The organism is Citrobacter sp. RHBSTW-00881, from assembly GCF_013728515.1.
Lineage (GTDB): Bacteria > Pseudomonadota > Gammaproteobacteria > Enterobacterales > Enterobacteriaceae > Citrobacter > Citrobacter braakii.
Map to the genome: position 1 here is coordinate 1,364,770 of NZ_CP056269.1, position 20,380 is coordinate 1,385,149.

Consider the following 20,380-nt stretch of genomic DNA (forward strand, 5'->3'; position numbering starts at 1 on the left):
CTCAAAGCTCCCTTGCCAGTTTGCGTTTTTCGTTCCAGGCCGTGGCGCTAATGCTGACCAGGATAATGGCGCCGCTGAACACGGTGTGCCAGTAAGAGGAGACGCTGAGCAGCGTCAGGCCATTTTGTAAGAAGGCCAGCAGGACCACGCCGAGCAGGGTTCCGGTTAATGTTCCGCGTCCGCCGCTCATGCTGGTTCCGCCGAGCACGACCGCCGCCAGCACCGTCAACTCAAAGCCGAGCAGCGAATTGGGCGCAACTGACTGGGTGATTTGCGCCTGAACCACGGCGGCAACGCCTGCCAGAATGCCCATGTAGCCATACACGTAGAAATGCAGCTTCAGCAGATTCAGCCCCAGGCGCGAGGCCGCATCACGATTACCGCCCATGGCGTAAACCTGACGGCCAAGACGGGTATAGTTCATCAGCACGGCGGTAAAGATGATCACAGCCGCCAGGCACAGCAGAGGCAGTGTCAAGCCGTAGTCGTAGCCATCCGCCGCGGTGAACGAGAACCAATTGATGCCGTTCATAAACCAGTCCGGAAAGCCGTACAGCCAGGTGCCTTTGGTGGCGTACACCAGCAGACCGTAGTAAACGTTCAACGTGGCGATGGTAATGATGATGGCCGGAACGCGCAGCCAGTAGACCAGGAAGCCATTAATAAGTCCCAGCAACAGGCCCACCGCAATCGCGATGATTAACGCCAGCGCGAAGTTGCCGCTGTGGCCGATAACCCAACTGGCCATCGCATACTGGGCTATCGCGGTCATCGCCGGAAATGAGATGTCGATCCCGCCGGAAATCAGTACCACAAACAGCCCGCAGGCAAGGATGCCGAGAATCGCATAGCTGGTAGCCACATCCGTCAGGTTCCCCAAAGACAAGAACTCATCGGTGCTGATGCTCAGCCCAACGGCAAGGGCCACAACCAGCAGGCCCAGCCAAAATTCATGTTGCCCGATTAAACGGGAGAGATGCATCTTATTCATTGATTACCTCGACCACTTCAGCAATCTCCTCTTCACGGCACTGATGAGGATTAAATTCCGCCACCAGCCTGCCGCGACGCATCACCAGCACGCGGTGGCTGTTGTAATACGCTTCCGGGATTTCATCGCAAATCATCAGCACCGCCATACCCTGTTCCGCCAGATCGCGGGCTATCTGGTAAATACCCTCTTTGTTGGCGATATCTACGCCTACGGTAGGGGAGTCGAGGATCAGGATGCGGGGATTAGTCGCCACCCATTTGGCAATGGCGATACGCTGGGCATTACCGCCGGAAAGGGTTTTAACCGGCAGGTGTGGATCGGACACTTTGATATTCAGCTCGCGGATCAAATCGGCGACCAGCTTTTGCGCTTTACGGTGATCGAGCAGGCCGCTGCCAGTATGCAGTTGATCAAACACCGTGACGATGGTGTTGTCGTAGATCGACTGCTCCATGATCAGCCCCTGCGTCAGGCGATCTTCTGAGACGTAGCCGATGCCATGTTTGATGGCATCATGGTTATTGCGAAGAGTGACCGGCTGGCCGTTAATGCGAATCTCACCGCTTTCTGGGTGCGTCATGCCAAACAGGCTCAGACAAAGTTCGGTGCGTCCGGCGCCCAGCAGGCCCACAATGGAGACAATCTCGCCGCCGTGCAGCGACAGATTAATGTTTTGGTATTTGCCTCTGCGGCTGAGGTTGCGCAGCTCCAGCAGGGGCTCTTGCTCAATAGCGGGTCTTTCCGGCAGCGGGCTATAGTGGAAGCGTTGTCCGGTCATCAGGAAAGCCAGCTCGTGGCTGTCGAGTTCGCTGGCAGGATAAGTGCCCACCAGTTTGCCGTCGCGCATCACGCTGATGCGGTCAGCCACTTCCATCACTTCATCCAGACGGTGGCTGACAAACACTACACAAATTCCGGCAGCTTTTAGTTCGTTAACGACCCGTAGCAGGCCATTAACCTCCTGACGGGTTAGTGAGGCGGTGGGCTCGTCCATAATCACCAGACGCGCATCGGCGGCAATCGCCCGGCAAATGGCGACCAGTTGTCGGTCGGCAATCGAGAGTTTTTCAACCTTTTTATCGGGATCGATGTTCACACCGATGCGCTTCATGGCTGCCAGCGCCTGCTGCTTCATGGCGCCACGACGTACCCAGATATCGCCACCGGGCAGATAGCGGTTGACCGCGATATTCTCCGCGACGCTAAAGTTAGGGAACAACGACAGGTCCTGGTAAATAACCTGAATGCCATAATGGGAAGAGAGCTGCGGCGTCAGGTGATGGAACAATTTGCCATCGAGTAAAATCTGCGCGCCTTTTTCCGGATGATAAACTCCGGAGATCACTTTAATAATGGTACTTTTACCACAGCCGTTTTGACCCGCCAGACAGTGAACTTCGCCTTTTCTCAGCGTCAGATTCACGTTATCCAGCGCCAGCACGCCCGGGAATTGTTTGCTGATATTCTCAAGAGTGATAAATGCGGTGGTGTCTGCCATGGACAATACCCCTGCGAGCGCCCGGATGGACGCTGAGTGTTAGTTTGGTTGATAGCGCCGGCCAGACGGCCGGCGTTAAGGTTCCCTGGTGTTGGCTAAAGCCTTAGAAACCAAGTGATTGTGCGTTGTCTTTGGTGACTTCGAGGATCTTGTTAAAGCGGATCACTTTCTTCTCCGTGTCGATATCGGCTTTCCCTAAACCATCGATACTCAGGTCGGCGTTAACTTCTTTGCCCTGCAACAGCTGATCGGCAACCGTTACCAGCGCGTAGCCCGCGTCTTTTGGATCCCACAACAGCGCTTTTTTGATATCACCGCGCATCAGGTAAGGTGCAGCCTGTGCTGGCATTGCAATCCCGACGACGGCGATTTTATCTTTGGCGCGTTTTTTCTGCACAGCCTGACCCGCCCCGATTGGACCCAGCGAGCCGAAACCGATAATGCCTTTCATCTGCGGATAGGTTTTCATCAGGTCCAGCGTCGTGGCGTAGGATTTATCGATGCTTTCCGCAACCGGCAGACGTGAAGTGACCTCAAACATTTCCGGATATTTTTCTTTCTGGTACTTAATTGCATAATCCGCCCACGCGTTATGCAGCGGCACCGTCAGTGAACCGACATAGATGGCGTAACCCCCTTTGCCGCCCATGTTTTTTGCTAACTCATCGACGTTAGCCTGCGCGTATTTTTCACTATCGATGGTTTCGATATCCCATTGGCCAATTTGCTCATCCGGGGATTCGTGCGTCAGAACGACAATGCCTTTATCGCGCGCTTTTTTCAGTACTGGCTCAAGGACCTTGGCATCATTCGGTACCACGATGATGGCGTTGACGTTTTTGGCGATCAGATCCTCAATCACTTTGACCTGCTGTGCCGGATCCGGCGTGGAAGGCCCGGTCTGGTAAGCATTCACATCCAGTTTTTTTGCTGCTTCATTAACACCGGTTTCCATCCGGTTAAACCACGGAATCCCGGTGACTTTGGCAACCACAGCAATTTCATATTTTTCCGCCGCAAAGGACGTGCCGGACAACATGCATGCAGAAACCAGGGTTGCACTGAGTAATGCGAGTTTGAATTTCATAGTTGTACCTTTCGTAGGGGGCAGGACATGTCACGGCGTGAAGTTAACAACGAATGGAAGAGGGAATGAATCACAAGTTTGGTGAATGTGATCTATGCCCATTATTGTAATTTTATGGAAAATAAACGGTTAAATATTGGTTAAATTCGCACGGAAATACACTCAGTAATTTAAATTCAGTGTTAACAAAACATTAAAATGAAACCATAAACTAACAAAATGTTATCATTTTACTTAAGTTGTGGCGACGAAAAGGTATTTGGGAGGATGTTGCTGAAGAAGAAATTGTTGAAATTGAGAACTGAATCGATACCGGAAAAGGAGGCTCAACATTTTTTCGTTCAATGGTATCCTCAGCACACTTTCGCCAAACACGGCATCATTATTTGTGGCGGTGTAGATTTTTCTCGTGGAGAACTCATGCAAGGCGTTAAACGTATCATTATGACGTTGTTTCTCGCGATCCTGTCCTTTGGCGCAGGTGCGCATCCCCACAGCTTTATCCATTTGAAAACCGAGATAGTGAGCGAGAATGACCAGTTCGTCGCGCTAAAAATGCGCTGGACGATGGATGAAATCACCTCGGCAGATCTGCTTTACGATGCGGGAAATGCCAAACCTGGTGATGAGATCTGGAAAAAACTGGCGGCGGAAGTGATGGCCAACGTCCTCGGGCAGCACTATTTCACCGAAGTGTGGCACGACGGGAAAAAGGTAAAGTTTAAAAACAGGCCGACGGAATATGGCATGGAGCGTGAAGAACATCAGGCAGTGCTGACGTTCGTGTTGCCGCTGGCAGAAGCTCAGCCGCTGAGCGGTCAAAAATATACCATTTCAACCTTCGACCCCACCTACTACGTTGATATGAGCTATGACAAAGACAGCGATGCCTGGCTGGCGCAGGCCATAAGTCAGCAATGCCGTATTTCAGTACATACGCCGACGCCGAATGAACAAATGCTGAGCTTTGCGCAGTCGCTGGATAAAGAAGACGCACCGCCGGAGGATATGGAATTGGGTAAACAGTTTGCACAGACGGTGACGCTGCAATGTCCGTAGTTTATCAACAACGCGCCGCCAGACGCCGCTGGCTCACGCTATGGCCGCTGGCGGTGTTTTTACTGCTGGCTGCAGTCGGCATACTGTGGCTATGGCAGGCCTGGCCGCAGGTGATGATGAAGAGTGTCGTCTGGCAGCGCGACGTTAACCAGCAGATGAGCGGTTTGCTGAAAGCCGTTGCCGCCAATCCGGCCCAGGCCGGGGGATCGCTGCTGCTGTTTAGTTTTCTCTATGGTGTGCTGCATGCGTTGGGACCAGGACATGGAAAAGTCGTCATTACCACCTGGCTGGCAACGCATCCCTCGAAGCTGAGGTCGAGTATTGGCCTGACGCTGGCCTCATCTTTATTACAGGGACTGGTCGCCATCGGGCTGGTGGTTGTGGTGCTCACCATTTTGCAGTTGCCTGCACGACAGCTACATATGAGTAGTTTCTGGTTGGAGAAAGGGAGTTATGCGCTGGTTGGCGTGTTGGGCGTTTTATTGTGCGTCCGTGCGCTGAAGAAATTGCGCCAGTTGTTGCGTCGCCCGAAATTTACCGCCTTCACGCCGCACCATGTGCATCACGAGGGCTGTGGCTGTGGGCATCAGCATTTGCCTGATCCTGAACAGTTGCAAAGCGGTGATGACTGGCGCGCCCGGCTGATGATCGTTTTGTCTATGGGAATGCGGCCATGCTCCGGGGCAATTATGGTTTTACTGTTTAGCAAAGTGGTTGGCGTTTTTAGCTGGGGCATGGCGTCGGCGCTGGCGATGGCGGCAGGAACCTCTTTGACCATTACGTCACTGGCTTTGCTGGTACACAGTTTCCGCTCGCTGGCGGTGAGACTTAGCGGACATAAAGCGCCGGTGCTGTGGCGACAGATTGGCTGGACGACGCTGGCATTAGCTGGTGGTGCGGTGCTGATTGCTGCTGCGGTAGTGATGTGGGTGAGCGCGGTGCCGGTGGGGCGAGGGATTAGACCGTTTTAATCAAAGCCGGATGGCGGCTTCGCCTTATCCGGTCTGTATCAACACGTAAGCCCGGCAAGCATGACACCACCGGGCTGTACTGAATTAACGCTTCAGCGCGTCGCTCAGTTCGTCACGCATGTTAGCCAGCATGGCTTTCACTACGCGCGGATTACCTGCAACGATGTTGCCAGTCGCCATGTAGTTATGACCGCCGGTGAAGTCGCAAACCAGTGCGCCTGCTTCACGAGCAATCAGCTCACCTGCGGCGAAATCCCATGGTTTCAGACCGATTTCGAAGTAACCGTCAACGCGTGCAGCGGCAACGTAAGCCAGATCCAGCGCAGCAGAACCTGTGCGGCGGAAGTCAGCGCACTCGGTAAACATCTTGCCAAGAATTTTCATGTAAGAAGTGGCGTGCTGTTTCGCTTTGAACGGGAAACCGGTGGCGATGATGGTACCGTCCAGATCGCGTGCAGTGCTGCCACGCAGACGGTAGCCGTTCAGCTGTGCGCCCTGGCCGCGGGTTGCGGTAAACAGTTCGTTACGCATTGGATCGTAAACAACGGCGACTTCAGTACGGCCTTTAATGCGTACTGCGATGGAAACCGCGAAGTGCGGCAGACGTTTTACGAAGTTGGTGGTGCCATCCAGTGGATCGATAACCCATTGAACATCCAGATCTTCACCAACATGCTCACCGCTTTCTTCGGTGATGATGGTGTGCTGTGGGTAAGATTTGCGAATTGTTTCGATAATAATCGCTTCGGCGGCTTTATCGACGTTAGTCACGAAATCATTGCTGCCTTTCTGGCTGGTTTCTACAGAGTCTGGCGTTTCGTAGTGTTTGGCAATTACATTACCCGCCTTGCGCGCTGCGCGCACGGCGATGGTCAGCATCGGATGCATCGGTCTCTCTCACTGGATGTTAAAGAACGGGAAAACGGCGCAGAGTATAGCAGCGAGTTCGGAATATGTCTTCGTTTTATGATAATATGCCCGAATAATCTTTAGCCGAAGAAATACAATGCTGCAAAATATTCGAATCGTGCTGGTGGAAACCTCTCACACTGGCAACATGGGCTCTGTGGCCCGCGCAATGAAAACCATGGGTTTAACTAATCTGTGGCTGGTAAATCCACTGGTTAAACCGGACTCCCAGGCCATCGCCCTGGCGGCAGGTGCCAGCGATGTGATCGGCAGCGCGCAGATCGTCGATACTCTCGATGAAGCGCTGGCGGGTTGCAGCCTAGTGGTGGGTACCAGCGCGCGCTCCCGGACGCTGCCGTGGCCGATGCTGGATCCGCGTGAATGCGGTTTAAAAAGCGTCTCTGAAGCAACGAACTCGCCGGTGGCGCTGGTGTTTGGTCGTGAACGCGTTGGCCTGACCAACGAAGAGCTGCAGAAGTGCCATTATCACGTCGCCATTGCCGCAAACCCGGAATACAGCTCGCTCAACCTGGCGATGGCGGTGCAGGTCATCTCTTATGAAGTTCGCATGGCCTGGCTGGCAACGCAGGAAAGCGACAAGACCGCAGAATACGAAGAAGCTGAGTATCCGCTGGTCGATGATTTAGAGCGTTTTTACGGTCATCTGGAACAAACGCTGCTGTCGACCGGGTTTATCCGCGAAGGACATCCGGGGCAGGTGATGAACAAGCTGCGCCGTCTGTTCACTCGTGCGCGTCCTGAGAGCCAGGAGCTGAACATTTTGCGCGGAATCTTAGCTTCTATAGAGCAGCAGAATAAAGGCAAGTAAGCGTCTTGATGCCGGATGGCTGCACGATTCCCAGGCCGGATTAGCGAAGCGCCATCCGGTAAATGAAAATGGCACTGAAGGTTAAATACCTGACTAAATTAGTCAAGTAAATAGTTGACTGATTTAGTCGGGAATGTCAGACTTGCCCCTGCTATGCAATACCCCCATTTTACAATAAAAAACCCCGGGCAGGGGCGAGTTTGAGGCTAAGTAAGACATGAGACTGACATCAAAAGGGCGTTATGCCGTGACCGCAATGTTGGACGTTGCGCTCAACTCCGAAACGGGCCCGGTACCGTTGGCTGATATTTCTGAACGTCAGGGAATTTCCCTGTCATATCTGGAGCAGCTGTTTTCCCGTTTGCGTAAAAACGGTCTGGTTTCCAGCGTACGTGGACCAGGCGGCGGGTATCTGCTGGGTAAAGATGCCGGCAGCATCGCAGTAGGTGAAGTGATTAGCGCTGTTGACGAGTCTGTAGACGCGACCCGTTGCCAGGGCAAAGGCGGTTGTCAGGGCGGCGATAAATGCCTGACCCACGCGCTGTGGCGCGATCTGAGCGATCGTCTGACCGGTTTCCTCAACAACATTACGTTGGGCGAACTGGTGAATAATCAGGAAGTCCTGGATGTGTCTGGTCGCCAGCACACACATGACGCTCCACGCAGCACCCGCACGCAAGACGCTATCGACGTCAAACTGCGTGCCTAATAAAAATTACGCAATAGCTTCTGGTTGCATTAAGGCAGCCAGAAAGATGAAGCGTAAAAAGTATTTCAGAATCAGGCCGGGGTGCCAGACGCCCCGTTAACTCGGTCGTACATCCAGCCGGTTGCCTGGTTCCTTGCATTGAAGCGATGTACGGAGTTTATAGAGCAATGAAATTACCGATCTATCTCGACTACTCCGCAACCACGCCGGTGGACCCGCGTGTTGCCGAGAAAATGATGCAGTGTCTGACCCTGGACGGAAACTTTGGTAACCCAGCGTCTCGTTCACACCGTTTCGGCTGGCAGGCTGAAGAGGCGGTAGATATCGCCCGTAACCAGATTGCCGACCTCGTGGGCGCTGACCCGCGTGAAATCGTCTTTACTTCCGGTGCGACTGAATCCGATAACCTGGCGATTAAAGGTGCAGCCAACTTTTATCAGAAAAAAGGCAAGCACATCATCACCAGCAAAACCGAACACAAAGCCGTGCTGGACACCTGCCGTCAGCTGGAGCGCGAAGGGTTTGAAGTGACCTACCTCGCCCCACAGCGTAACGGCATTATCGACCTGAAAGAACTCGAAGCCGCAATGCGTGACGACACCATTCTGGTCTCCATCATGCACGTTAACAACGAAATCGGCGTGGTACAGGATATCGCAACCATCGGCGAAATGTGCCGTGCCCGCGGTATCATCTATCACGTTGATGCGACCCAGAGCGTGGGCAAACTGCCTATCGATCTGAGCCAACTGAAAGTTGACCTGATGTCCTTCTCCGGCCACAAAATTTATGGCCCGAAAGGTATCGGCGCGCTGTACGTTCGTCGTAAACCGCGTATTCGTATTGAAGCGCAGATGCACGGCGGCGGTCACGAGCGCGGTATGCGTTCCGGTACGCTGCCTGTGCACCAAATCGTTGGGATGGGTGAAGCTTACCGTATCGCCAAAGAAGAGATGGAAACCGAGATGGCGCGCCTGCGCACTCTGCGTAACCGTCTGTGGAACGGCGTGAAAGATATGGAAGAGGTGTACCTCAATGGTGACCTCGAGCAGGGCGCACCGAACATTCTCAACGTTAGCTTCAACTTTGTTGAAGGCGAGTCGCTGATTATGGCGCTGAAAGACCTGGCTGTGTCCTCCGGTTCTGCATGTACCTCTGCAAGCCTGGAGCCATCCTACGTGCTGCGCGCGCTGGGGATGACCGACGAGCTGGCACATAGCTCAATTCGTTTCTCTTTAGGTCGTTTCACTACCGAAGAAGAGATTGACTACGCCATCAATCTGGTTCGCAACTCCATTGGCCGCCTGCGCGACCTTTCTCCGCTGTGGGAAATGTTTAAACAGGGCGTGGATTTGAACAGTATTGAATGGTCACATCACTAATCGGTACCGATAAGGAGAATTCATCATGGCTTACAGCGAAAAAGTAATCGATCATTACGAGAATCCACGTAACGTGGGCTCTTTTGACAACAGCGACGAGAACGTGGGCAGCGGCATGGTGGGTGCACCGGCCTGTGGCGACGTGATGAAGTTGCAGATCAAAGTCAACAATGAGGGTATCATTGAAGACGCGCGTTTCAAGACTTACGGCTGCGGTTCCGCTATTGCCTCCAGCTCTCTGGTTACCGAATGGGTAAAAGGGAAATCTCTGGACGAAGCACAGGCGATCAAAAATACCGATATCGCCGACGAGCTTGAGCTGCCACCGGTGAAGATTCACTGCTCTATTCTGGCTGAAGACGCGATTAAAGCCGCGATTGCGGATTACAAAAGCAAACGTGAAGCAAAATAATTAAGAGTTGAGGTTTTATTATGTCGATTACCTTAAGCGACAGTGCAGCAGCGCGTGTAAATACCTTCCTGGCAAACCGCGGTAAAGGGTTTGGTCTGCGTCTGGGCGTGAGAACCTCCGGCTGCTCAGGTATGGCTTATGTACTGGAATTTGTTGACGAGCCGGCGGCTGAAGATACCGTGTTTGAAGACAAAGGCGTAAAAGTCGTGATCGACGGTAAGAGCCTGCAATTCCTCGACGGTACGCAGTTAGACTTCGTCAAAGAAGGTCTGAACGAAGGGTTTAAGTTCACTAACCCGAACGTGAAAGACGAATGTGGATGCGGCGAAAGCTTCCACGTGTAACGCGCTTACTGATAACCCCACCGTGGTCGCCTGCGCGTGGGGTTTGTTTTACCTGACTCTCTGGTTTTGCCTCATCGAACAACAGAGAATCGATGCCCTGAGAATGTTATGGACTACTTCACCCTCTTTGGCTTACCGGCCCGTTATCAGCTCGATACTCAGGCGCTGAGCCTACGTTTTCAGGATCTGCAACGTCAGTATCATCCTGATAAATTCGCCAGCGGTTCTCAGGCGGAACAACTTGCTGCGGTTTCGCAGTCCGCCACTATCAACCAGGCCTGGCAAACGCTGCGTCATCCTTTGATGCGCGCCGAATACTTGTTGTCTTTACACGGCTTTGATATCCGCAGCGAGCAGCACACGGTGCGCGATACCGCGTTTCTGATGGAACAGCTGGAGCTGCGCGAAGAGCTGGACGAGATTGAACAGGCAAAAGACAATCAACGGCTGGATGCGTTTATGCAACGCGTCAGCGAAATGTACAACGTTCGCCATCAACTGATGGTGGAACAGCTGGATAGCGAGACGTGGGACGCAGCGGCAGATACCGTGCGTAAGCTGCGTTTTCTCGATAAACTGCGAAGCAGTGCAGAACAACTCGAAGAAAAACTGCTCGATTTTTAATTTCCGGAAGCGAAAATGGCCTTATTACAAATTAGTGAGCCTGGTCTGAGCGCCGCGCCGCACCAGCGTCGTCTGGCGGTCGGTATCGATTTAGGCACCACCAACTCCCTGGTTGCGACCGTACGCAGCGGCCAGGCCGAAACGCTGGCAGATCATGAAGGTCGCCACCTGTTGCCGTCAGTGGTTCACTATCAGCAGCAGGGCTACTCGGTCGGTTACGATGCCCGCGCCAATGCTGCGCTGGATACGGCAAACACCGTCAGCTCGGTAAAACGCATGATGGGCCGCTCTCTGGCGGATATCCAGGCGCGTTACCCGCATCTGCCTTATTCATTCCAGGCGAGCGAAAACGGCCTGCCGATGATTGAAACCGCTGCCGGTTTGCTTAATCCGGTGCGCGTATCCGCTGACATTCTGAAAGCGCTGGCCGCGCGGGCAACCGAATCGTTGTCCGGCGAACTGGATGGCGTAGTGATCACCGTTCCGGCTTACTTTGACGATGCACAGCGTCAGGGGACGAAAGACGCCGCGCGTCTGGCGGGCCTGCACGTATTGCGTCTGCTGAACGAACCGACCGCTGCGGCGATCGCTTATGGCCTGGATTCCGGTCAGGAAGGCGTGATCGCGGTCTATGACCTTGGCGGCGGTACTTTTGATATTTCTATTCTGCGCCTGAGTCGCGGCGTGTTCGAAGTGCTGGCGACCGGCGGTGATTCCGCGCTCGGCGGCGACGATTTTGACCATCTGCTGGCCGACTATATTCGCGAGCAGGCGGGCGTTGCCGATCGCAGCGATAACCGCGTACAGCGCGAACTGCTGGATGCCGCGATTGCAGCGAAAATCGCACTCAGCGACGCCGATTCTGTGACGGTTAACGTGGCAGGATGGCAGGGTGAAATCACCCGTGAAACCTTTAATGAACTCATTTCCGCACTGGTTAAACGTACGCTGCTGGCCTGCCGCCGTGCGCTGAAAGATGCGGGCGTTGAGCCGCAGGATGTGCTGGAAGTGGTAATGGTCGGTGGTTCAACGCGCGTGCCGCTGGTACGTGAACGCGTCGGTGAATTCTTTGGCCGTACGCCGCTGACCTCTATCGACCCGGACAAAGTGGTCGCTATCGGTGCGGCAATCCAGGCGGATATTCTGGTCGGGAATAAACCGGACAGCGAAATGCTGCTGCTGGACGTTATCCCGCTGTCTCTGGGACTGGAAACCATGGGCGGTCTGGTGGAGAAAGTGATCCCGCGTAACACCACTATCCCGGTGGCGCGCGCGCAGGACTTCACCACGTTTAAAGATGGCCAAACCGCGATGTCCATTCACGTGATGCAAGGCGAGCGTGAGCTGGTGCAGGACTGTCGTTCACTGGCGCGTTTTGCGCTGCGCGGTATCCCGGCGTTGCCGGCAGGCGGCGCGCATATCCGCGTGACCTTCCAGGTCGATGCTGATGGGCTGCTGAGCGTCACCGCTATGGAGAAATCCACCGGCGTTGAGTCCTCGATTCAGGTCAAACCGTCCTACGGTCTGACCGACAGTGAAATCGCCTCCATGATTCAGGATTCGATGAGTTTTGCCGAGCAGGACGTTAAAGCTCGTATGCTGGCAGAACAGAAAGTCGAAGCGGCACGCGTACTGGAGAGTTTATCCGGTGCGCTGAACGCTGATGCCGCGCTGTTAAGCACCGCAGAACGTCAGGCTATCGACACCGCCGCCGCGCACTTGAGCGAGGTAGCACAGGGTGACGATGTTGACGCGATAGAACAAGCCATTAAAAACGTAGACAAACAAACCCAGGAATTCGCCGCTCGCCGTATGGACAAATCCGTCCGTAGTGCGCTGAAAGGCCATTCTGTGGACGAGGTTTAATATGCCAAAGATTGTTATTTTGCCTCATCAGGATCTCTGTCCCGATGGCGCAGTTCTGGAAGCTGAGACCGGCGAAACCATTCTCGACGTTGCCCTGCGTAACGGTATCGAGATTGAACACGCCTGTGAAAAATCCTGTGCCTGCACGACCTGCCACTGCATCGTACGTGAAGGTTTTGATTCTTTGCCGGAAAGCACAGAAGAAGAAGACGACATGCTGGATAAAGCCTGGGGACTGGAGCCGGAGAGCCGTTTAAGCTGTCAGGCACGGGTAACCGAGGACGATTTAGTGGTCGAAATCCCACGTTACACAATCAATCATGCACGTGAGCATTAACAGAGGGTAGTATGGGACTGAAGTGGACCGATAGCCGCGAAATCGGCGAGGCGCTGTACGACGCGTTCCCCGATCTCGATCCCAAGACCGTTCGTTTCACCGATCTGCATCAATGGATCTGTGACCTGGAAGAGTTCGATGATGATCCACAGGCATCGAACGAAAAAATCCTTGAGGCCATTTTACTGGTCTGGCTGGACGAAGCCGAATAAGTCAACGGGCTGCCCACGGGTGGCCCGTTTTCCTGTATGCGCGAAATAAGGATAAATAAAATGACAGAAGCCATGAAAATTACGCTTTCCACGCAACCCGCTGACGCTCGCTGGGGTGAAAAGGCGACATACAGCATTAATAATGACGGTATTACCCTGCACCTGAACGGAAAAGATGATCTCAGCCTTATCCAGCGCGCCGCGCGTAAAATTGATGGCCTGGGTATTAAACATGTCCAACTGGATGGTGAAGGCTGGGATACCGAACGTAGCTGGGCGTTCTGGCAGGGTTACAAAGGACCAAAAGGCACCCGCAAAGTTGAGTGGGCCGCTCTGGACGAGGCGCAGCGCAAAGAGCTGGATAACCGTCTGAAGATTATTGACTGGGTGCGCGATACCATTAACGCACCTGCAGAAGAGCTGGGCCCGGAACAGCTGGCGCAACGCGCGGTAGACCTGCTGTGCGGCGTGGCCTGCGACAACGTCTCGTACCGTATCACCAAAGGTGAAGATCTGCGCGAGCAGAACTACATGGGGCTGCATACCGTGGGTCGAGGTTCTGAACGTCCGCCGGTGCTGCTGGCGCTGGATTACAACCCGACTGGCGACAAAGAAGCTCCAGTTTATGCCTGCCTGGTTGGCAAGGGAATTACCTTTGACTCCGGCGGATACAGCATCAAGCAAAGCGCATTCATGGACTCAATGAAGTCCGATATGGGCGGTGCGGCAACGGTCACTGGTGCGCTGGCGTTTGCCATCACCCGTGGCCTGAACAAGCGTGTGAAGCTGTATCTGTGCTGCGCGGATAACCTGATCAGCGGCAACGCCTTTAAGCTTGGCGATATCATTCACTATCGCAACGGTAAAAAAGTTGAAGTGATGAATACCGATGCTGAAGGGCGTCTGGTACTGGCCGATGGCCTGATCGATGCCAGCGCGCAAAAACCTGAATTGATCATTGATGCTGCCACGCTGACCGGCGCGGCGAAAACCGCACTGGGCAACGATTACCACGCGCTGTTTAGCTTTGATGACCAACTGGCCGCGCGTTTGTTGGCAAGTGCGGCGCAAGAAAACGAGCCGTTCTGGCGTTTGCCGTTGGCAGAGTTCCACCGTAGCCAACTGCCGTCAAATTTTGCTGAGCTGAATAATACCGGCAGTGCGGCCTACCCAGCGGGTGCAAGCACCGCGGCGGGTTTCCTGTCCCATTTCGTGGAAAATTACCAGCAAGGCTGGCTGCACATCGATTGCTCTGCAACCTATCGCAAAGCGCCGGTTGAGCAGTGGTCTGCGGGCGCAACCGGTCTGGGTGTGCGCACCATCGCGAATCTGCTTACCGCATAATTCACGACTGTATTGCCGGATGGCGCTACGCTTATCCGGCTTACATGTATTCATCCAATTTGTGATACTTATGTCCGAAACAAAAAATGAATTAGAAACGTTGCTGGAGCAAGCAGCGACAGAGCCTGCGCATCGTCCGGCATTTTTCCGTACTTTACTGGAATCCACCGTCTGGGTGCCGGGTACTGCCGCAGAAGGCGAGGCGGTAGTAGAAGACAGTGCCCTCGACCTTCAACACTGGGAAAAAGAAGACGGCACGACCGTGATCCCGTTCTTCACCTCCCTGGAAGCCCTGCAACAGGCGGTTGAAGATGAGCAAGCATTTGTCGTTATGCCGGTGCGTACGCTATTTGAAATGACGCTTGGCGAAACGCTCTTTCTCAACGCTAAACTGCCGACCGGCAAAGAGTTTATGCCGCGTGAAATCAGCCTGCTGATGGGGGAAGAGGGTAATCCGCTAAGCACCCAGGAAGTACTGGAAGGTGGTGAATCGCTGATCCTTTCTGAAGTCGCCGAACCTCCGGCGCAGATGATTGACTCACTGACCACGCTGTTTAAAACCATTAAGCCGGTAAAACGCGCATTTCTCTGCTCAATCAAAGAAAGTGCGGAAGCCCAGCCGAATCTGCTGATTGGTATTGAAGCTGAAGGTGATATTGAAGAGATCATCCATGCTGCGGGTAGCGTCGCGACCGATACGTTGCCGGGTGATGAACCCATTGATATCTGCCAGGTGAAGAAAGGTGAGAAGGGCGTGAGTCACTTTATCACTGAGCACATCGCACCGTTCTACGAACGCCGCTGGGGCGGTTTCCTGCGCGACTTCAAACAGAACCGGATTATCTGAGGCATTCGGGGTGAGCGCTCACCCCGTTGCTTCCAGCAGCAACAAATCCATGAGTAGCACCAGATTCGATTCAAAAGAGGTCACTCCGGCGGCCTCCGCGGCAAAGTGTACCGCTTCGTCATATAGCGCAAAGTGCAAATCCGCCATGCCCGCCAGCGAATTGGCCGACGCACGGGTAAAGGCCACAATCGTCATGCCAACGTTTTGCGCAATCCTGACTTTATCAATAACCTGTTCCGTTTCGCCGCTGCGTGACACCGCGACGAATACCTGATAGCGGGCGGCATTACTGAGAAAGATGTTCCGGCTGTCACCTGGCCCGGAAATAAAAGCGGTCTTACCGAGAACCTGCAATTTTTTGGTCAGATACTCCGCAAACAGATAGGAAAATCCGGCGCCATACAGAAAGAAACTCTCCTTTTGCCGTAATAAATCAACAAAATGGCGACGTTTTTCCTGGGTATTCCATTGAAAAGTAAGCTGATAGTTGGCGATGAAACGGCTAAGCATCGCCGGTAACTCGCCGCTCTCCGCGGCCTGCGCTGCGATGTGCGGCGTATCGGAGAGCCGCTGTTTGCAGTGCCATATAAACTCGCTGAAACCGCTGAAGCCCAGTTTCTGACACAACCGCATAATGGTGGCCGTGGAAACAAAAGTCGCCTGGGCCAGCTCACGTACCGTGATGTTACCTACCAGCAGCGGATGCTGTGTCAGGTGCGCCAGCACACGGTACTCTGCGCGGGTAAGCGGTTCTCCGCGCGTCAGCAGAGAGGCAAGCCGGTTGTCCATGATCAGGCCGGTTTCACTTGCCGGGCAGGAAGGGAGAAATATGGGATAGTCATTGGGCCTCCGTTTTCATCAATTCGCGGAATTGTCGGTGTTTTCATCCACACCGACAAGTCTTCCGCACCAGACTTTAGCGCAATTCCCCCTCCTGCCAGGCTTTTTTCAGCGCTGGCCAGTAGTCCCGGTTAGCCTCGATCATCTCATCAAGGAGGGTTTTGGCATGTACCATGGTTGGCACCGTCCGGTTCAGCGTGAAAGCCTGTAGTGCCTTCTCGTAGCTGCCTTCAATGGCGGCCTCAACCAGCAGTTGCTCTGAGGCCAGCTGTTGCATCAGCAGCGTCTGGTGAAACAACGGTACTGCCCCCATGCGAACCGGTTCAGCTCCCTGTGAAGTGATGTACGCAGGTACTTCGACCATCGCGTCATAGGGCAGATTGGCAATCGCGCCTCTGTTTTCAACAATCACCAGGTGACGCTGGCGTAAATCAAAAGCCAGGCTACAGGCGACATCAACGATAAACGCGCCGTGAACTCCGACGTGAAACGCATCGGGCAAAATCCCCGTGCTCTGGTATTCCTGAGCCGCGGCGAATAATTTCTTCTCACGCCCCTCCATCACTTCGTTGGCCCGGGTGTGATCTGGATCCTGATGGGCCACGATCTGTTCCGACATCAGGTAATACTGTAAATACGGATTCGGCAGATATTCCGGGAAGTTGTCCATGATCGGCTTGATGTTACGCCATGTTTTGACCCATGAAGGATCGGCATGCTGCGGATCCGTTTGTGCGGCATCTTCTGTCAGCAGGCCGAATTTAGCGATATGCCGCCGTAACGCCGGGAGCTGGTCTTCGCCATCAACCCGCACGCGGGTAAACCAGCCAAAGTGGTTAAGGCCGAAGTAGTCCACCTCCAGCTTATGACGGTCAACGCCCAGAATCGCACCCATGTTACGCATTGCAGCGACCGGCATATCACAAATATTGAGAACCCGCGCGTTCGGGCGTAAGCGACGTACCCCCTCTGCCACAATCGCCGCCGGATTGGCGTAATTGACAATCCACGCCGCTTTATCGGCAAAACGTTCGACCAGATCGATTAGTTCCACCATCGGCAGAATGGTGCGTAGCCCGTAGGCTAAACCACCGGGGCCGCAGGTCTCCTGGCCGACGACGCCGTGTTTTAACGGGATTTTTTCGTCCAGCTCGCGCATTTTGTACTGGCCTACGCGCATCTGCGAGAAAATAAAATGCGCCCCGCGAAAGGCCGTTTGCGCATCGCGGGTTACGGTAAATTTAATTGACTGGCTGTGATCGCGAATCACTTTTTCAACCACCGGTGCAATGGTGCTTTGACGTGCTTCGTCAATGTCATACAGACGAATTTCAGCCAGCGGAAAATCGGCAAGACGCACCATCAGACTTTTGACAATCCCGGGCGTATAAGTGCTTCCACCGCCAGCAATGGATAAAATAAAAGGGGGGGTAAACATGATTGGCTCCTTCAGAGAAACGCCTCTACGGCTTCTCGCATTTTCTTAACGTGCAGTCCGTAGACCACCTGAACGTTATTACCTTGTTTAATGACGCCTTTCGCGCCGGTCGCTTTGAGCTGCGGCTCGTTGATGATGGCGATATCTTTCACGGTGACGCGCAGACGGGTGTAACAGTTATCAACCACTTCAATATTGGCGCGACCGCCCAGCCCGGCAATAATGGCTTCGCCAGAATCATCGCGGCCTTTTGCCTGATAATCTTTTTTGCTGTACAAACGTGTCTCCCGCGCGTCCTCCTCACGACCTGGCGTTTTCATATCGAAATAGCGGATAAGAAAGCGAAAGATGACGAAGTAGAGAACGAACATCATCATCCCGACCGCGATGTACATCGGCCAGTTAGCCTTTTCGACGCCCAGCGGCAGGTTGTAGAGAATGAAGTCAATGACGCCGTTGGCGCCGATGGCGTGAACATCCAGCAGAGAAAACAGCATCATGCCGATGCCGGTCAGCACCGCGTGTACCACAAACAGCAGCGGAGCGACAAACAGGAAGGAAAACTCAATGGGCTCGGTGACGCCGACCAGTAATGAGGTCAGCGCGGCGGGGAGCAGAATGGCCTTCGCGGCAGCCCTGCGTTGTGGCGTGGCCGTCATATACATAGCCAGCGCAGCGGCAGGCAGGCCAAACATTTTACTGATGCCGCGAGCGTCCCACACCACCGTATTGCTGAGCTGTGCCACTGTCGGACAGGCCATCTCGGCGAAATAGATGTTGCGCGCCCCCTGATACACATTACCGCAAACCTCGGCAGTGCCGCCCAGTTCGGTATACAGAAACGGCGTGTAAACCAGGTGGTGTAGTCCGGTCGGCACCAGAATGCGTTCAAGAAAACCGTAAATAGCGACGCCGTAAGGTCCAGCGTCTTTAATGGTCAACGCCATGGTACTGATGCCATGCTGAGCGAAAGGCCACAGTTCGCTCATCGCTACGCCGAGAAGCATTGAGGTGGGCAGAATAATGATGGCGACGAAACAGTGGCCTGAGTAAATCGCCATCGCACCGCTGAACTGCACGCCGGAATAGCGGTTATAGAGATAACCTGCCACGACGCCCAGCAAAATCCCGGCAAAAACGCCCATCTCCAGCACCTGCACGCCAAGCACCATACTCTGACCCGCACCGCGCATCTGATCCGTCGCAACCAGATCGCCGCGTAGCTGAAGCGTGACGTTCATCGCGTTGATAAAAACAATAAAAGCGACAAGACCTGTCAAGGCCGCATAACCTTTATCACGGGTGGCAAGGCCAATGGGAATGCCGACGGCGAAAACCAGCGCCAGATTTGCCAGTACAGATACGGCGGATTTCGCAATTAACTGACCACTGTTTTGTAAAATGGGATGAGCGAGAAAAGGCAAATATTGCGCAAGATTGCCATTGCTAAGGACGTTACCGAAGGCAATGAACAAGCCCACGATCGGGAGAATGAGCACCGGACCATAGAGCGATTTGCCAAAATTTTGTAGGGCATTGACAGCTCTTTTCATCATGTTCTCTCTTATATGAACCGCACATCAGAGTGCGAAAACAGGACAAAGTTAGCAGCGTCAAAGGGGAGAATTCCAGCTATCTGGTTGTTTTAAAAACAAATGACGCATAACGTTACATGTAACGTTATGCGTTGTGAGCGGGGTAACAGCAGGGGGAGGGTTAAGCAGAGGGATTATGGGCGGCCGGTTCTACCGGTAAATCGTTGCGCGCGCCCCATTCGCTCCATGCACCGTCATACAATGCGACGTTAGAAACGCCCAGCGTGGCTAGCGCCAGCACAACCACCGCCGCCGTAACGCCTGAGCCGCAGCTGGCGATAATGGGACGGTCAAAGCTTACGCCGTGGCTGAATAAAATAGCATCCAGTTCGTCGGTAGTTTTCAGTTCACCGTCACGAACCAGCTCTGTCCACGGTACGTTAAGCGCACCAGGCACATGGCCACGCTTGAGGCCCGGACGCGGCTCGTCAACTTCGGCATTAAAACGCGCAGCCGGTCGGGCATCGACGATCTGCGCCGTTTTTTCATGACTGGCCAGCAGTACGTCGGTAACGCGCACAACCGCTTCAGGCGTAAATGCCACGTTAAATTCACCTTCCGGTAAATCCTCATTTCCTTCTTTGAGCATTAGCTCATCGCGCTGCCAGCCAGCCAGACCGCCCGCCAGAATGGAGACATTCTCGACACCAAATGTCCGCAGCATCCGCCATGCGCGTGGCGCGGAAAACAGGTTGCCATCATCGTAGACAACCAGGTGTTTATCCTGATGAACGCCCAATTCGCGCATCGCTACGGCAAAGGCTTCCGGTCGCGGCATCATATGCGGTAGCGGTGACGTATGGTCGGAAAGCGCTTCAATATCAAAAAAGACTGCGCCAGGAATATGGCCCGCGCGATACTCCTCGCCAACATCGCGATCTTCCTGTCCTGGAGGTGCCATCCGGGCATCAAGAATTTGTATTTCCGGGTCGTCAATGTGTTCGGCAAGCCAGTCGGCAGCGACAAAAAAGGCGGTGGTCATAGGCATCTCCATTTTTACCAGGTTTTGGCAAATTGTCGGATGTTTAGTGCAATGCGACAAGTAAAAGAGGCTGATTTGTCAGGCGAATCCACATTAATCAC

At 53.9% G+C, this 20,380-nt stretch carries 21 protein-coding genes; 13 read left to right on the top strand and 8 right to left on the bottom strand.

The window, feature by feature from the left end; translation table 11 throughout:
• Window position 1: 1 nt before the first annotated feature.
• From HV311_RS06485 to HV311_RS06495, 3 genes are all read right to left on the bottom strand, one after another.
• A complete protein-coding gene (locus tag HV311_RS06485) occupies window positions 2-991 on the bottom strand; it encodes an ABC transporter permease (protein WP_191220880.1) in 990 nt (329 codons plus the stop codon).
• Window positions 984-2,492: a sugar ABC transporter ATP-binding protein gene (locus tag HV311_RS06490; RefSeq protein WP_016154014.1), complete on the bottom strand. Its 1,509-nt coding sequence runs from the start codon at window positions 2,490-2,492 to the stop codon at window positions 984-986. Before HV311_RS06490 ends, HV311_RS06485 begins: the two co-directional genes overlap by 8 nt.
• A 103-nt stretch (window positions 2,493-2,595) precedes the next feature.
• Window positions 2,596-3,579 carry an autoinducer 2 ABC transporter substrate-binding protein gene (locus tag HV311_RS06495; protein ID WP_003037665.1) on the bottom strand — a complete coding sequence of 328 codons (984 nt, stop codon included), beginning with the start codon at window positions 3,577-3,579 and terminating at the stop codon, window positions 2,596-2,598.
• 420 nt (window positions 3,580-3,999) lie between these two features.
• Between HV311_RS06495 and HV311_RS06500 the strand changes: the two genes are divergently transcribed.
• Both HV311_RS06500 and HV311_RS06505 read left to right on the top strand, forming a co-directional pair.
• Window positions 4,000-4,638, top strand: a complete 639-nt coding sequence (locus HV311_RS06500) for a DUF1007 family protein (RefSeq protein ID WP_019077386.1) — start codon at window positions 4,000-4,002, stop codon at window positions 4,636-4,638.
• Window positions 4,629-5,609: a nickel/cobalt transporter gene (locus HV311_RS06505; protein ID WP_016157141.1), complete on the top strand. Its 981-nt coding sequence runs from the start codon at window positions 4,629-4,631 to the stop codon at window positions 5,607-5,609. The genes HV311_RS06500 and HV311_RS06505 overlap by 10 nt, the downstream gene beginning before the upstream one ends.
• 84 nt (window positions 5,610-5,693) lie before the next feature.
• Here HV311_RS06505 and suhB read toward each other — a convergent pair whose 3' ends face one another.
• Window positions 5,694-6,497: an inositol-1-monophosphatase gene (suhB, locus tag HV311_RS06510; protein ID WP_191220881.1), complete on the bottom strand. Its 804-nt coding sequence runs from the start codon at window positions 6,495-6,497 to the stop codon at window positions 5,694-5,696.
• Between the two features lie 118 nt (window positions 6,498-6,615).
• Here suhB and trmJ point away from each other — a divergent pair, with 118 nt between their 5' ends.
• From trmJ to sseB, 11 genes are all read left to right on the top strand, one after another.
• On the top strand, window positions 6,616-7,347 hold the full coding sequence (gene trmJ / locus HV311_RS06515) for a tRNA (cytosine(32)/uridine(32)-2'-O)-methyltransferase TrmJ (RefSeq protein ID WP_016157139.1): 732 nt from the start codon (window positions 6,616-6,618) through the stop codon (window positions 7,345-7,347).
• Between the two features lie 217 nt (window positions 7,348-7,564).
• Complete coding sequence (gene iscR / locus HV311_RS06520; protein ID WP_005120405.1) at window positions 7,565-8,056, top strand: Fe-S cluster assembly transcriptional regulator IscR; 492 nt, start codon at window positions 7,565-7,567, stop codon at window positions 8,054-8,056.
• Between the two features lie 167 nt (window positions 8,057-8,223).
• Complete coding sequence (gene iscS, locus HV311_RS06525) at window positions 8,224-9,438, top strand: cysteine desulfurase (RefSeq protein ID WP_016154009.1); 1,215 nt, start codon at window positions 8,224-8,226, stop codon at window positions 9,436-9,438.
• A 25-nt stretch (window positions 9,439-9,463) separates the two neighbouring features.
• Window positions 9,464-9,850 carry a Fe-S cluster assembly scaffold IscU gene (iscU, locus tag HV311_RS06530; protein ID WP_002913991.1) on the top strand — a complete coding sequence of 129 codons (387 nt, stop codon included), beginning with the start codon at window positions 9,464-9,466 and terminating at the stop codon, window positions 9,848-9,850.
• A gap of 20 nt (window positions 9,851-9,870) precedes the next feature.
• Window positions 9,871-10,194 carry an iron-sulfur cluster assembly protein IscA gene (gene iscA / locus HV311_RS06535; protein ID WP_003835203.1) on the top strand — a complete coding sequence of 108 codons (324 nt, stop codon included), beginning with the start codon at window positions 9,871-9,873 and terminating at the stop codon, window positions 10,192-10,194.
• Between the two features lie 108 nt (window positions 10,195-10,302).
• A complete protein-coding gene (gene hscB / locus HV311_RS06540) occupies window positions 10,303-10,818 on the top strand; it encodes a co-chaperone HscB (RefSeq protein WP_016154008.1) in 516 nt (171 codons plus the stop codon).
• A gap of 15 nt (window positions 10,819-10,833) precedes the next feature.
• Window positions 10,834-12,684: a Fe-S protein assembly chaperone HscA gene (gene hscA, locus HV311_RS06545; RefSeq protein WP_191220882.1), complete on the top strand. Its 1,851-nt coding sequence runs from the start codon at window positions 10,834-10,836 to the stop codon at window positions 12,682-12,684.
• Window position 12,685: 1 nt separating this feature from the next.
• Entirely contained in the window at window positions 12,686-13,021 is a 336-nt protein-coding gene (gene fdx / locus HV311_RS06550; RefSeq protein WP_003037690.1) for an ISC system 2Fe-2S type ferredoxin, read from the top strand.
• An 11-nt stretch (window positions 13,022-13,032) separates the two neighbouring features.
• The gene (gene iscX / locus HV311_RS06555) at window positions 13,033-13,233 is read left to right on the top strand and encodes a Fe-S cluster assembly protein IscX (RefSeq protein ID WP_003037694.1); all 201 of its coding nucleotides are present in this window, start codon (window positions 13,033-13,035) and stop codon (window positions 13,231-13,233) included.
• A gap of 60 nt (window positions 13,234-13,293) precedes the next feature.
• Window positions 13,294-14,577: an aminopeptidase PepB gene (gene pepB, locus HV311_RS06560; RefSeq protein ID WP_016157137.1), complete on the top strand. Its 1,284-nt coding sequence runs from the start codon at window positions 13,294-13,296 to the stop codon at window positions 14,575-14,577.
• 70 nt (window positions 14,578-14,647) lie between these two features.
• Window positions 14,648-15,424, top strand: coding sequence for an enhanced serine sensitivity protein SseB (gene sseB, locus HV311_RS06565; RefSeq protein WP_016157136.1), 777 nt, complete (start codon window positions 14,648-14,650; stop codon window positions 15,422-15,424).
• An 18-nt stretch (window positions 15,425-15,442) separates the two neighbouring features.
• On the opposite strand, the gene HV311_RS06570 is transcribed toward sseB, so the two are convergent.
• From HV311_RS06570 to sseA, 4 genes are all read right to left on the bottom strand, one after another.
• Window positions 15,443-16,213 (bottom strand): MurR/RpiR family transcriptional regulator, encoded by a 771-nt coding sequence (locus HV311_RS06570; protein WP_191220883.1) that lies wholly within the window; start codon window positions 16,211-16,213, stop codon window positions 15,443-15,445.
• Window positions 16,214-16,340: 127 nt separating this feature from the next.
• Complete coding sequence (locus HV311_RS06575) at window positions 16,341-17,702, bottom strand: 6-phospho-alpha-glucosidase (protein ID WP_016157134.1); 1,362 nt, start codon at window positions 17,700-17,702, stop codon at window positions 16,341-16,343.
• Between the two features lie 11 nt (window positions 17,703-17,713).
• Window positions 17,714-19,255 carry a PTS transporter subunit EIIC gene (locus HV311_RS06580; protein ID WP_016157133.1) on the bottom strand — a complete coding sequence of 514 codons (1,542 nt, stop codon included), beginning with the start codon at window positions 19,253-19,255 and terminating at the stop codon, window positions 17,714-17,716.
• 163 nt (window positions 19,256-19,418) lie between these two features.
• Window positions 19,419-20,279: a 3-mercaptopyruvate sulfurtransferase gene (gene sseA, locus HV311_RS06585; protein ID WP_191220884.1), complete on the bottom strand. Its 861-nt coding sequence runs from the start codon at window positions 20,277-20,279 to the stop codon at window positions 19,419-19,421.
• Window positions 20,280-20,380: the final 101 nt, after the last annotated feature.